Origin of the sequence: Morganella psychrotolerans (assembly GCF_001676055.1) — a bacterium.
Lineage (GTDB): Bacteria > Pseudomonadota > Gammaproteobacteria > Enterobacterales > Enterobacteriaceae > Morganella > Morganella psychrotolerans_B.
Genome location: NZ_LZEX01000034.1, coordinates 166,076 through 179,076, shown reverse-complemented (window position 1 = coordinate 179,076; position 13,001 = coordinate 166,076). Strand labels below are relative to the sequence as shown.

The window sequence follows — 13,001 nt, the reverse complement described above, 5'->3', positions numbered from 1 at the left end:
AGCCTCCGTTAAAAGAATCGCCCGTAATTACCGCTCTGGCGTGTTGTATCAAACAGATTAGATCCTGTGGTAGTGCTTTCCGACCCAAAGCTGAGTGGGTTTCCGGTACCGCCTGCCACTTTGTATGCACCCCACGCACTCAACGGCGTGGTCAGAATAGTGCCGATAGCACCAATATTTCCCTGACGGCGAGACATCTTCGCGTTGAGACGGTCATTGGCAGCCTGTAACTTGTGCCCGTATGCCTCGCGGGAAGCGTTGTTCATCACTGTGAGTGCATCTAATTCACCCATGGCCGCTGTGTCACCGAAGATATCCAGCGCACCACCTGCACCGAGGTCAACACCATTGGCTGACATGGTAGCTGCCTGCGTGCCTGCCAGCTGCCGGGCGCGGGTTCGTTGCTTTTCAGCATCTGCATTGCCACGGTTAACCGCATCATCTGCTGCCGCATCACTCAACTTTGCATTCTGGTTTGCCACATCGGCATTGAATTTACCGGATGTGTACTGACTGTATGCCTGCATGGCGCCGGTGCCGATTGCAGCAGCTGCCAGCATGGTTGGTTCACACATTATTTCGCCCTCATGGTGAAGTGATGGAAAGGCAATTTCATTAAACCGACCGGTTCCGCCGGTTCCAGCCGAAAGCCCAACCAGTGAAGCCAGGCTTTCGCTACGTGATTACGTGTATCGACATAATTTTCCAGTACCGGATAGACCGCCAGCATGGCTTTAAGTACCGGCTTACATCGGCGCAGGAATATCTTCTGATGCGTTTCAAGGTGAGACGAACTCACCAGCCACGGAATACCAATACCGCTCAGAATTGAACCGGGCGCCACACCGAATATTGTAACGACCTGACCATTGATCAGACCAGACCACGCCTTTGTCGAACAGGTAATACCCCGGGTAAGAACCTGCTCTGCCGTCTGACCGGAGAATGCCGCGAACTCATCGTGATCAGTCTGACGGACGTAAGGCAGGAGCTGCTGAATATGCTCAGCGGTTGCCGGGACAATCTGTACATGCGCCATCAGTTAAAACCCTCCGACATCAAGGCGCGGGATAACAGCGAGGATAGAGAGCGGTAGCGGATCCTCCTGGCGGATAAATACACGCCCGTTTTTGCTCCAGTTAGAATCCAGATTGATTTCCACAATGCCGGTCGCATCATCGACAGGGTTATCGTAGAACTCAAATTCCCGCTGCGGGTATTCATACAGGTGCTCTTTGTCGGTACCGGCCCACACACCACGGCTGGAATTGACGATAAGGCTGGCGACTTTTACCAGTTTCTTTTTATCCAGCAGGGTTTCCTGCCCGTTGATATGGATATCCAGCGTTTCCAGTTCACTGGTGATCGGCAGCCCGATGTGAACCACCACAGATGGTGTATCGATTTCTGCGCGCTCCCCGGAGATAATGACCGGCGGTGCGGCATTGGCATCTGCCAGCACATTCACTGTTTTACCTTCAAGGTGCCCGATGCCGGTAAAGAATTTACGGGCAAAGCCCCAGCCAGATGTCATCACACTCTGTAATTCATACGGTACGTTACGGTTAGGTGACACCGTAACTTCTTTACTGTTAATAACATCAACGATGCGGCATTTCAGTATCTTCTGCTCACCCTCTTCGGTGTAATCAATGTGGATCTCGTTATCGATGTCCGTTTCTTTGAATATTTCACCACCGAGCACAGACAACCGGTATTCTTCCTGATATGACCAGTCATCTTTACCGCCGGTCAGCACCACGGTTTTATCAGAATCTGTATTGCGTCCGTCATAACTCAGACCGGAATCGACAAAGAAAGCATCTTCTGTCCGGGTAAATAACCGCCCGGCAAGGCGCTCTACATAGCGGACGGTCTTTTTACCGATCTTGCGCTTCACCACGAAATAAACAGCATCTTCCGCACCCTCGCTGATGGTGCAGAGCGATTCAAACTCACCATCTGTATGCTGTGGTGCCCAGGCAAATACCTGTTGTTCGCGCAGATAGGTCAATGCCAGCAATACACCATCGTCACGAACACACCAGGCGATTGAATACGGTACGGTAGAAAACGCCCAATCAACAATCTGATGCTTCTGAAACAAGTGATTGGCGAGAATGGTTAAGTCAGTGCCCTGGTACCCGTCCACATCGAACGAATACGCCAGATCACGTACAGCACTGCCTTTTTCCTGCACATACAGCGCAATGTTCGCCACGGCAATCGGCGGCAGATTACTGGATCCGTTGGCTCCCTGTGACGACATAGAGAAACTGGCTGGTGTCAGTACCTTGTTCTGGTCGCCGGTGACCTGATATTCACCGCCTGAGGTCAGTGCCACCAGCGAGCCGACATCAATCAGATGTCGGATTTCATTTACCTGACGCCCGGCATAGGTATAGATGATGCGATCATCATCCTGAATAGGATTGCTGCGTCCGAAATCTTTATAATCACCGCTGCGACTGGCCCATATCGTCTGTGGCTGTGAACGGGATCCGGCAAAGAACAAGCGCTGCTGGTAATAGGTAACGGTACCGGGATAGCCGGTTTCTTTATTCCATGCTGCCCGCGCCCATTTGTGGCTGGCATTTGCCGTGGTCACAGCATTTGACGGCAGATAAGAAATAACTTTCCCGGTGGCGGTTTTGCCGTCACCGCCGACAGATTCAATTTTGGCAATACCGAACCCGCTGTGAAGATACTCCCACTGAATACCGTTATCGCCGCCCCATCCGTCCCAGCTCATTCCCTCTGTATGTGATGGTCGCAATGTGCCGGTCTTTCCGGCAGTATTGGCGCGGTAATAGTGACTGCCGGCACGGCGCTGATCGTTTACTGCTGTATCTTTATCCGTCTCCCACACCGGCACTTCATCAACGGCGCGTTGCTCAAGATAGAACTGCTTACCGACCTGTTCGCTGCCGAAAATATTGTGTGTCGCGGTCAGTGTTACCGTGCCGGTACTGGCGCTGGCATGTACTTTTATTGCTTTGTCAGTGTTGATATCTTCAAACGGACCGTTCTTTGTCTCTACTTCCACCAGCCGCCAGTCATCGTGATCATAGCGCTGTAGCTCCATCGGCGGGTGATCGGTGTGAACAATGGTCATCACGTCAGCAGACTGTGTGAATTTCAGATTAAACAACTCAGATTCTTTATACGGCGTTGCCAGTTCAAACACGTCACCTTCATATTCACCGGCGGCATACAGCACCTGCCCGCCATCTTTGAACACACGAATGTACAGCTCGCCGAACTCCAGCGCATAGGTCTGTACGGTACTGAACTGAAACGGGATCAGGCGGCATTTTTTATCACTGTATTTTGTCGCGGTAATGAAACGGGTGCCTGGACGATTCTCAGCACCACCGTACTGCCGGACAATGAAGTTACGGCACTTACGCAATGCTGTGGCGTACTTCGCCAGATCCACGCGCCCGTAAAGGCTCGGCGCTATCTCGCCACCGGAAAAGCTGGGCTGAATGATGCTTATAGCCATTACGATAACCTCGCTGCGGTAAATTCATCCATGTAATCAACCGGCTCTGATGATTCCCCCAGTGAGTGCGCTGCCGCGTTGGCAATGGTCATCTGGTAAAGTTGCATTGCCTCATTGCCAATACCGGCATTCGATGCCAACGGCCGAGCCAGTTCAGCCGCCAGCCGCCACGCCAGCGCATCTTTAAACAGGGCGTCATACATATTGACGTCAGTCACGCGGGATACGTACTGCATCCACGCCTCAGGCTGATCGGTATAAATAAGTTTCCCGGTACCAGCTTCATCCGCACCGACCTGAAAGTGAATCGCCGTATCGGGGCGGTAATATTTTTCACCCGGACGGATAATCGCTATAGCCTTCATGCAGTCAGTCGGGTAGCGGTAGGCGAATCGCCATTCCGGCGGCGGGCTGCTGGTGTCAGCAAGTGCCACACGCTTAACGGCAAAGTTCCACGGAAAATCTGACAGCACCGCGTCACGGCACTGTTCATAGTGCAGGCTGCACTGGTTCGCCTCTTTGCTGGCTTCGGTCATGCTGTTGATGGAGCGGCTGTTACCGATGCGGCTGAGCGCGATATTGCAGATTTCGATTTCTGATGCCACTGTGCTTATCTCCCACTCTCAGGCAGAAAAAGAAAAAGGGGCTTTCGCCCCCTTTAGAATCGGGGGTTATACCCCTAGCTCTTTACGTTTCGCGTCGATATCAGCGCGGAGCTTATCGGCTCCCGCATTGTGATGCGGATTCTTGCCAAACAACTGAGTGTACTGATCTTTCAGTGCAGTCAATTCCGTATCAGCACCACCATCACCGCCTGATGTACCGGAACTGTTAGTGCCATCACCGTGGTTACCAGTGTCGGTACCACCATCACCGGCAGGCGGTGCAACCTGTTCATCAGAAATAATCAGCTCAAGATTGCTGCCCGGTGTACCGGTGAACTCAACTTCTTCACCAGGGTAAAGCAGGCGCCCGCCGAGAAATGATTTCTTTAAAATTCTGTATCGTGACATGTCACACCTTAATTGCTGACGGCTTCATAGACAGGATGCGCATCCACAGACAGGTTAATACCGGCTGTAAATTTGCCCGCAGTTAACGGACCATCACCCACGACATACTGCAAACGCAGAAACTTGAGTACGCCCTGCGGCAATTTAGCGGCAATGCGCTTACCGGCATTCAGGGATGAAATAGGTATTGGCTCAGACAGAAAGATAGCTTTCGCAGCAGTGAACTCTTTGTCAGTCGCGGTTTCCAGTTTGATTTGCACGGTGGCATCACCGGCAGCTTTCGCCTGCTCAGTCACCTGAGCGAACAGTTCCAGCGGCTCACCAATACCGATATCACGGAAATTACCGCGCACCGGTCCGAGGTCGATAATGCTTTTCCCTGCGGCAGATACCGTTACCGCCTGATCGACGGAGAACATGGTTTCTTTATCTAAAATCATTGTGTTACCCCTGTTAAAAGGTTGCCGGAGGCTGATACCGTCCGGCAGACGCGGTTACTTAACCTGACCTTCGGTTGTCAGAATGGAATCGACGCGGCGCACAGGGATCTCATCGAACGACACAACTTTCTTCCCTGCCACTTCCTGCATGGAGATATTGACGTTCTTGGAGTTCTTAATCTGGCGGCGCATCCAGCTGCGGATTTGCTGGTTGCAGTAAATTACCGGGCGACCCATAGCAAGGTTAGGGATCTTCTCAATCGCCTGGATCAGAAGATCAGGCAGGTCGAGCGAACCGGCGGCGTCCGGGTCTTTCTTCAGCTTGCTGATGTCGATGTTGGCGACACGCACCACATAGCGCCAGTCGCGGACAGTCAGACCGTTTTTCCACTGAAAGTGTGTGCGGTACCCTTCATATTTACCGCCATTTTCATCTTCCAGCGTCACCTGACCTTTGTGTTCCTGCTGTAAACCAGCTTTGGAGCCTTTCGGGAACAGGCCGTGTACGGTATTTTCACCCCACACCACCAGCCAGATTGAGGTCAGATTGCTGCCCGTACCACCGGCATCAATGATATTGACGCCGTTCTTGGCTGCCAGACTGTTGAAACGGGCAGACAGCCCGGTAAAGCGCTGCGGGTGTACCGTGGTATCACCGTAGATCAGTGTTTCCGCCATCTCCTGATTCATGGATTCCAGAAACGCCAGTGACTCAGAGAGTAAAAACTCAGCAGTCTGACCATTCAGATCAGCCAGGTCTTTATCCACTTCGGAATAGGTTTCCAGCATCCCGACCGTATCAGTAACCTGCGCGGTGGTTGATTTACTTGGCGGCACACCATAGTTCAGCATGCGCCACGTTGCGGACGGCAGACCGGTACGCACCGTAGTACGGTGTCCGGTTGCCTGATTGGCTTCGACAAACAGCATGTCGTCCAGAATTTCATTAGTCTGATTCAGCAGTTCGACGATTTTCGCCTGTTTGCTGTCAGGGCCTTGTCGTTTAGCCCAGTCAAGTAACGTAAGAGCCGGCATGTTTTACCCCTTGCTTAATTATTTTCCGGTTGGCCCGAATAACACAGCAGCGGCACTTTGCCCGCCGCCACTATTGCCAGTGACAAGACCGTCTTCTGACATGGCTTTGCCGATATTGGCAAAAATACGCACCAGCTCCGGGTGATTTCCGAGGCCGGTATCGTTCAAATACGTTTTCAGCTCAGGTGTACCGAACTTATCCATTGCTTTCTGTGCAGAGCCGATAGATTCATCAGAACCCAGGGCTTTATCTGCCTTAACCTGCTCCGCCCATTGTTCAATCTGCTGCTGCCACTGTGCCGCCTGCTGCTCAACCAGCTTCGGCATAATCTTGCTACCGTACACATCCACCAGCTTTTGCGCCTGGTCATTGCTCAGGTTCAGTTCTTTGGCGATCGGCTCAAATGCTTTTACAGCTTCGGCGTCCAGCTCCTGACCTTCACCGGTTTTAAATTCATACTTTTCAGGCACGGCTACGGCTGGTTTGCCGGGAGCCGCTTTCGGATCTGTTTTCGGTTGTTCGGCGCCTTTGCCCGGCTCATTACCCGCAGGCGTACCGCCGTTATCTGCCGGTGGTGCTTCTGTGCCAGCCAGTGTGCCATTCGTGCCTGTCGCCGCTCCGCCATTGTCACCACCCTCTGTGTGCTGTTCTTCACACAGGCGGCGCATCATTAAGCGCTGCCATAAGTTCATGATTGCTTCTCCTGTTGTTTTGCGGCTTCACCCGCCATCAGTGCGTAAAGTTCAGGGCAGACACGATGAAGCCCCTCAAATACCTGTAAACCAAAGTTACGGCAGCCCTCTTTAAAGGCTGTCAGATACGGATCCTGTGCAAATGAACAACTGAATACATTGCTGTCACTCAGCAGCACCCACATAAACCTGCGTCCCTCTTCCGTTGACATAACGGCTTTTAAATCAGCGTCAGCGCGTTTTTGCTGTTCGCGGCGCTCTATCGCCAGCCCGGCTTCTTCTTCTGGTGTGAGCAGATAGCTTTCCTGCTGTTCCGTCATTGCCCGCCGCCTGTCATTGCTGCCAGTGCGCTATTGTCGTCCATCGGCGTGTTACCCAATGCCTGAGCACCACCGACTGCCGCCTGCGCCATCTGCATCTGTTGCGCCATAGCCTGCTGCTGTGCCCGCTGTTCGCGAATTTGAGCAACCTGCTCGTTGGTGGCGACAACCGACGGCGGCACTCCGATTGAAGCGGCGTAGGCGTCGATAGTTTCGTCCACGTTGATTTTGTCCAGCGCATCCGGTTTGAACTGACCTATGCCGCTGGTGAAGCCGATGAAACGCTCAATACTGCTGACGCCGATCGCTTTCTGAGCCTGCGCCATAACGGAGATATATTCGACTTTCAGCTGCATGCCCTGCATTTTATCCGGCGGCATAGGTAGCAGGTTGTTTTCTGCCATCATGCCGAACGTGCGGTTAATCAGCTTATCCAGCAATTCAGAATCCAGGCGCTGTAATACCGGTCCGAGCATCAGCAGTTTTTCTTCCCGCATTTCGTTCACTGCTTCAACCGGCATTGAACGGGTATTAATGGTCTGCATCATCCGGAACAGGTCAACGAAATAGGCGTGGTCGATAATCTGGCGGGTGTCCTGGATATCTTCCAGCAGGCCGTTGGTACCGTTAGCAGGGATCTGGAACAGCGGTTTGATCTGGTTGTTCACGTCTGCCATCGGCAGATAGTTAATCCCGCCGGGGATAGTCGAAATACGTTGGCTTTTGATTGAGGCCGGAGCCTGTAACGGCGGGTTGGTGATTTTGTCGATCATCTGCGCTTTACGGCGTTGCAGCAGTTGCAGGGCTTTCACACTACCGAGTGCCACCATACCGGGACAGGATGAACCGTAAACGTCCTCGCCGTTCACTTCCCAGCGTGGGGCCATGATCGGGAATTCGTCGTAACCGGATTCACGCAACAGCTTGTCGTCAGTGCTATTAGCCTCGTAATAAACGGATTTGTACGCCTTGTGTTTCGCTTCGAGTTTGCCTGTCTGGCGATCAAGGTTCGGATAGACCGCGTGAACCACATTCACCCACTGCCCGTATTGACCGCTGTTCCACTGTGATTTCACTGTATCGCTGACAGCATCCATACCGAACTCAGTGATCACCTGACGCACTGTCATGCTGAATTCACGGACGGCAGTATCGACACTCAGATCCGCGCCGTTGGCAATGTAAAAGCTGCCGGTCGGAAACGGTACGGTACGTATCACTCGCTGCGGGTCGGCGACAACAGCCATTGCACCGGTGGAAAACGTGCCTAAGTCTTCGTACATCAGCGGCAGCGATTGATAGAGATTGGAGCGGTTAAACACTTCGTTCATCCGCTGTTCGACGGTTTCCAGCCACAGTTTTACCGGACCGTAATCCATCAGCTCACGATCAGGTGTCGCCAGACGGAACCACGGACGCGCCGGGCTGGTAATGCCGGACATCATGCCGCTGGATAAGGTACGCGCCGCCATGACGGCAGCAGGGTCAATAATCTTACTGTTACGACGGTCGCCACGGTTAACTTCCGAGGCAGTAAAACGGGTACTGCGTGGACGGGTGAAATCAGACAGTTCACGCCAGTGTGGCTCAAAAGAGAGACGCTCAGCTTTGAGTTGAGAGAGTTGTTTATTTAACTGCTGTTTCAGGCTGTCTGACATTATCCGCCCCTGTGATTACTGGCCTAACAACGTTTTACCGCTGGTGGACGCGGCACCGTTGGCCCCCTGCGAGCCGGTCAGCATGGTTGACTTACGACCTGACGCGGAACGGCGGCGGCGCATTTCTTCATCACGGCTGCTGGTAACAGCTTCATCCTGTTCCTGCGGAGCGGCCTGTACCGGCGGCGGCGTATTGATTTTCGGCTTACTGAATCCACACATAAATCACCCCGATTAAAATAAACAATTTATCTTATAGGGATTGTATATCAAGTTTATTGACTTTTGAAATAAACATGACTAACATTTTGTTTATCAATCAGCCGTTGATAGTTCCACTCTCTTGATAGATGTTGCCATTGCTACAGCTTGCCCTCTTCGTGAGGGCTTTTTTTTTGCGTGGGATTCAGGCGTAGGGATCGTAATCGTTATCGGCGACAATTGAGCCGTGGGAGACGTTCTGTTTGAACTGTGGATCTTTTTTGGTGACAGGGTAAGCGAACGTGAGCGCCAGCGCATCACCTTTACCAGGAGAGCGGCCTATGCGCTTTTTAATATCGTCTTTGGCTTCCAGTTGTATCTTTCCGTCCAGACGGACTTTGTATTCAGCGGTAGATAAATCGTCAGCTGTTTCCTGCTCGTCCAGCGCCCCGCCAATTTTAAGCCACGTTTTGACGCTGTTATACATCTCGCCGCGCTTGTTAGCCATCTGTGGATCTGTCGATGAACCGTTGAACTGCACCAACTGCCAGTCGCGCCCCCAGTTCATGCCAACGGAATAAATCCCGGTACCGTAGCCGAAATCAATATGCACTGCGTCAGCCTGAAGGCTGTCTTCAAAATCAGCAATACGTTTCGCCATGATCACATCATCGGTGGTTTTGGCACCGGACCATAAAAACTTACAGTGCAGTCCCTGCCGCATGTAGATAACCGCATCATCAGCGCCGGAATAGGCAGGGTCAACACCGATGATTACCGGCGCATGAGCCACCTCAGCGGCGGTTACAATGCGCTTCATGGCGGCATCGGTCAGGCCGGTCGGGATAAACTGCGTTTCAGAGGCGGACGGGAAAATACCGCGCACACGGACTTTTACAAAGTCGCTGTCTTCACCGTAGTCATTTATCCACTTCTGAAGCTGCTCTTTGTTGGTCCCCTCCACCGTCCGGCTGTCTATCTGCTTTGTGCGCCAGCGGTGTTTAAACTTCCGGAAGCACTCCCGGAAGCGCCCGGTGTTACGGGTCGGGTTACCAAACGCAATCCAGATAATTTCCGTGTTCTCATCCGTCAGTGCCCCCTCAGCTACTTCCCACACCAGATCGGCAATGTTGGATGCCTCATCGAACACCAGAATGATGCGCTTGCCCTGGTTGTGCAGCCCGGCGAAGGCCTCGGTGTTGTTCTCTGACCATGGCACGGCATCTGCCCGCCATGCGTTGGTATGGTTCGGGTCGTTGGAATAGATAGCGGTTTTGGTACATGTGAACCAGTCGCGAGTGATGGAAAGACGCTGCCACTTGGCAATCTCCGGCCATGTTTTGGTTCGCAGCTGGTTTTCGGTGTTGGCGGTGACGACGACTTTACAGTCTTCGCAGGTATCCATGCCCCACTTAATCACCATGGAAATGAATGCTGATTTACCGATACCGTGCCCGGATGCGCGAGCCAGCAGTAGCGGCTGATGCCTGGTGTCCGGATTACGCAAATGCTGTCCTATTTCACCCAATGCCTCTGCCTGCCACTGACGCGGACCGCCAGCCGTTTCCAGTTCGGTGCCCGCCTCGCCCCACGGAAATGCGTACAGTGCATAACTGAGCGGGTCATGCGTGAACATGGCGATATCATCAATCAGCTGTTCTTCCGGTGTCGCGGTAGCGGCATCTGTCATTACTCAATGCCCTCGGCTGCCCGTTTACGTGCCGCTGCCAGTTTATCCGCCAGCGAGATATTGACGTCCACCTGTACACGTTCGCGGAATGCGTTGATATCGACGTGCTTACCGATCAGCTCCAGCACCTTGAGTTTATCCAGGAGCTTCACTTTTTTCAGGCGGGTATCACCATCTATGTCAATGATATCGAATGCGGCCACCGATTTACGCCAGACCGGCGACCATTCACTGATGGGCTTGATATCGCCTTTCTCAGTGAGAATATCCGCGATATCAGCATCCAGCATATCCACCAGCCGCTTGAGTACAGTGTCGGCGCTCATCTTGGTGCGCTTGTTCCGCTGCTGCATAAGCTGGGCGATACGTTCCTGAATACGGGGATCGGCCATCAGTACCGATGCGCGTTTACAGGCACTGCTGGGAGCATACCCGGCAGCAATGGCAGCATCAGCCTGATTATCAGGCGCTTTGAGATATTCCTGACAAAAACGCTCCATCTGAGCGTTCAACGGTGTAGGCTTTCGTGCTGGTGGTTTGCGTGGTCTTTTGATGGTCATAATGATTACCTCTTTGTTTATTATGACCAACTAAAAGATAACATTCAAACCTGTGAAGTGTTTTGAACTACCAAAAATCTTTTGGTAGTTGGATTTTTCGTTATGGTGATTCCCATAACGGAATAGTATCAGACAGTTAGCCAGTGCTACCCTCACACATGAGGGAATCAAAACGGTGTAATTACACCAAATTAAACCCACTCAAACTCGTCGAAGCCTTCAAATTCATCGAACAAGTTCATCTCACAACCTCCCATCGATAACCAGCACAGCAATTACTGCCACCATTGAGTGAATAATCACCTTGAAGTAAAAAAATAACATCTCTTTCCTAGTCGGTTTTTTGACTTGTAATGCTCGCTCTTTCATTTGACGCCCAAGTAATTTTATATACTCATCGTTGATTGGCTCCATCGACCCTCCATTCCGGCGGTTTATTTTTTCGCGTCAACCAAATTTCAGTTTTACCTGTTATTTGTCAACCACCCTGAGTTTAACCTCATGCCACCCTCTTGTATTCCAGCATTCGGCATCACCTGAAAAACAGCACTCAGTGACCGGCAGCGCATCGCCGCACTTACCACAGCAGCGCTTTGATAGTTCAGCAATCTCACGCTTAAGCCGTGCATCGTCGTTGCGTATCAGCATCTGAATGTACTCGGCTTCATCGTATGGCTCACGACCGGGACGGCGCAGCGCACAGTTGCGTTTGATCATCTCGTGCTCTTCGGCTTCAATCTGCCACTGCGGGGTTATCATACCAGCGCTACGCTGGCGTTTACGCTGTGCTGCTTTGCGTTCTGTCGGGGTTTTAGCCATTGATAGTTACCTCACGCTGACCGCGCACGCCCATCAGCAACGAATCAAACCGCGTTATGTCCGACCGTCCGAACTCAGGATCGATATACGCTTTCTCAACCACTCGCCCACAGAACTCGATGTGTCTCGGCTTATCCGGCTGCTGTGTAGCTACCGGCACAATCTCCCCGGTGTATTCACGCATGCACTGGTACAACTTGGTGATTGCATCGTCAGCAACAACGAAGTCAGGGATTATCGTCCTACCTCTGGCAACCCCGCCAATCTTTTTAATGCAGCCGATATTGTAAAGCGTATTTGTGTAACCACGGACTCTGTAGGCTGACATGCACAGCAACTGAGCAACCGTTTTATTGGTGAATTTATCCAGCTCTCTGCACTGCCGGATGATATTAATGCATACTTTGAATTTATCGTCGGTCATTTCAGTAACTCCTCCGGAATCTCCACCGTGTCGCCAAACTCAACCATAGCCACAGCGCGGCAAATTGCTTCCTGCGGTGTGCTGCCTGTTGCATAGTCGCCAACCAGATGAGGCGGTGATGCATACCAATAATCAACACCATCGATTTCTTCCACGGATATTTCGATCCATAGCTGCCCAATAAACTTACCGCACAACCCCCATCGCTCCGATGGCTTATAGACACCAATAAATCTTTCATCTTTCACCAAGACATTGCCAAGCTCATTGATTGACACCTTCAGTTTGCCTGCCATCGCTACAGCCCAATCCAGCGTCCGACCTGAAAGCTCACTTGTTTTTACGGTTTTCATTAATCGCCTCCTTCTGCGAGTTTCTGCATAGCACCTGCGTAACGGGACATACCTATTTCCAGCGCCGACTTCACTTCCTGCTGCGATGGTTGTGGCAGTGCCGGGATGATTGACCAGTACAGAAAGTTATTAGGCCACTGGCGGACAACCCAATCCTGAACGATTGTTTTCTTCGGCTCACCGTCGTAATTCCCGCCGACATATTTTTTCCTGCACAATGCGATAACCTGATAATTACGCTCTTTAGCTTCAGGTAGTTGCTCACTCGTCTTAATCCATTCCATTGGTAG

18 protein-coding genes are annotated in these 13,001 nt (G+C 52.0%); all 18 read right to left on the bottom strand.

What is annotated here, in order from left to right; translation table 11 throughout:
• Window positions 1-8 precede the first annotated feature (8 nt).
• Complete coding sequence (locus AYY17_RS14740) at window positions 9-575, bottom strand: hypothetical protein (protein ID WP_067424744.1); 567 nt, start codon at window positions 573-575, stop codon at window positions 9-11.
• On the bottom strand, window positions 575-1,039 hold the full coding sequence (locus AYY17_RS14735) for a hypothetical protein (protein ID WP_067424742.1): 465 nt from the start codon (window positions 1,037-1,039) through the stop codon (window positions 575-577). Before AYY17_RS14735 ends, AYY17_RS14740 begins: the two co-directional genes overlap by 1 nt.
• Window positions 1,040-1,042: 3 nt before the next feature.
• Window positions 1,043-3,505, bottom strand: coding sequence for a phage tail protein (locus tag AYY17_RS14730; RefSeq protein ID WP_067424740.1), 2,463 nt, complete (start codon window positions 3,503-3,505; stop codon window positions 1,043-1,045).
• The gene (locus AYY17_RS14725; protein WP_067424738.1) at window positions 3,505-4,110 is read right to left on the bottom strand and encodes a phage connector family protein; all 606 of its coding nucleotides are present in this window, start codon (window positions 4,108-4,110) and stop codon (window positions 3,505-3,507) included. The genes AYY17_RS14730 and AYY17_RS14725 overlap by 1 nt, the downstream gene beginning before the upstream one ends.
• Window positions 4,111-4,176: 66 nt before the next feature.
• A complete protein-coding gene (locus AYY17_RS14720; RefSeq protein WP_067424736.1) occupies window positions 4,177-4,518 on the bottom strand; it encodes a hypothetical protein in 342 nt (113 codons plus the stop codon).
• An 8-nt stretch (window positions 4,519-4,526) separates the two neighbouring features.
• Complete coding sequence (locus AYY17_RS14715) at window positions 4,527-4,958, bottom strand: Bbp16 family capsid cement protein (RefSeq protein ID WP_067424734.1); 432 nt, start codon at window positions 4,956-4,958, stop codon at window positions 4,527-4,529.
• 54 nt (window positions 4,959-5,012) lie between these two features.
• Window positions 5,013-5,993, bottom strand: a complete 981-nt coding sequence (locus AYY17_RS14710) for a major capsid protein (RefSeq protein WP_067424732.1) — start codon at window positions 5,991-5,993, stop codon at window positions 5,013-5,015.
• An 18-nt stretch (window positions 5,994-6,011) separates the two neighbouring features.
• Entirely contained in the window at window positions 6,012-6,686 is a 675-nt protein-coding gene (locus AYY17_RS14705) for a peptidase (protein WP_067424730.1), read from the bottom strand.
• Window positions 6,683-7,006, bottom strand: coding sequence for a Bbp19 family protein (locus tag AYY17_RS14700; protein WP_067424728.1), 324 nt, complete (start codon window positions 7,004-7,006; stop codon window positions 6,683-6,685). Before AYY17_RS14700 ends, AYY17_RS14705 begins: the two co-directional genes overlap by 4 nt.
• Entirely contained in the window at window positions 7,003-8,664 is a 1,662-nt protein-coding gene (locus AYY17_RS14695; protein WP_067424726.1) for a portal protein, read from the bottom strand. Before AYY17_RS14695 ends, AYY17_RS14700 begins: the two co-directional genes overlap by 4 nt.
• Before the next feature lie 15 nt (window positions 8,665-8,679).
• On the bottom strand, window positions 8,680-8,886 hold the full coding sequence (locus AYY17_RS14690; protein ID WP_067424724.1) for a hypothetical protein: 207 nt from the start codon (window positions 8,884-8,886) through the stop codon (window positions 8,680-8,682).
• A 184-nt stretch (window positions 8,887-9,070) separates the two neighbouring features.
• Window positions 9,071-10,555, bottom strand: coding sequence for a terminase (locus tag AYY17_RS14685; RefSeq protein WP_067424722.1), 1,485 nt, complete (start codon window positions 10,553-10,555; stop codon window positions 9,071-9,073).
• Window positions 10,555-11,115 (bottom strand): terminase small subunit, encoded by a 561-nt coding sequence (locus AYY17_RS14680; RefSeq protein ID WP_067424721.1) that lies wholly within the window; start codon window positions 11,113-11,115, stop codon window positions 10,555-10,557. The genes AYY17_RS14685 and AYY17_RS14680 overlap by 1 nt, the downstream gene beginning before the upstream one ends.
• A gap of 243 nt (window positions 11,116-11,358) precedes the next feature.
• Entirely contained in the window at window positions 11,359-11,529 is a 171-nt protein-coding gene (locus AYY17_RS21615) for a hypothetical protein (protein ID WP_156656720.1), read from the bottom strand.
• A gap of 57 nt (window positions 11,530-11,586) precedes the next feature.
• Window positions 11,587-11,934, bottom strand: a complete 348-nt coding sequence (locus AYY17_RS14675; protein ID WP_067424720.1) for a hypothetical protein — start codon at window positions 11,932-11,934, stop codon at window positions 11,587-11,589.
• The gene (locus AYY17_RS14670; RefSeq protein WP_067424717.1) at window positions 11,927-12,358 is read right to left on the bottom strand and encodes a hypothetical protein; all 432 of its coding nucleotides are present in this window, start codon (window positions 12,356-12,358) and stop codon (window positions 11,927-11,929) included. Before AYY17_RS14670 ends, AYY17_RS14675 begins: the two co-directional genes overlap by 8 nt.
• Window positions 12,355-12,711 carry a phage protein NinX family protein gene (locus AYY17_RS14665; RefSeq protein WP_067424715.1) on the bottom strand — a complete coding sequence of 119 codons (357 nt, stop codon included), beginning with the start codon at window positions 12,709-12,711 and terminating at the stop codon, window positions 12,355-12,357. Before AYY17_RS14665 ends, AYY17_RS14670 begins: the two co-directional genes overlap by 4 nt.
• Window positions 12,711-12,995 carry a hypothetical protein gene (locus tag AYY17_RS14660; RefSeq protein ID WP_067424713.1) on the bottom strand — a complete coding sequence of 95 codons (285 nt, stop codon included), beginning with the start codon at window positions 12,993-12,995 and terminating at the stop codon, window positions 12,711-12,713. The genes AYY17_RS14665 and AYY17_RS14660 overlap by 1 nt, the downstream gene beginning before the upstream one ends.
• Window positions 12,996-13,001: the final 6 nt, after the last annotated feature.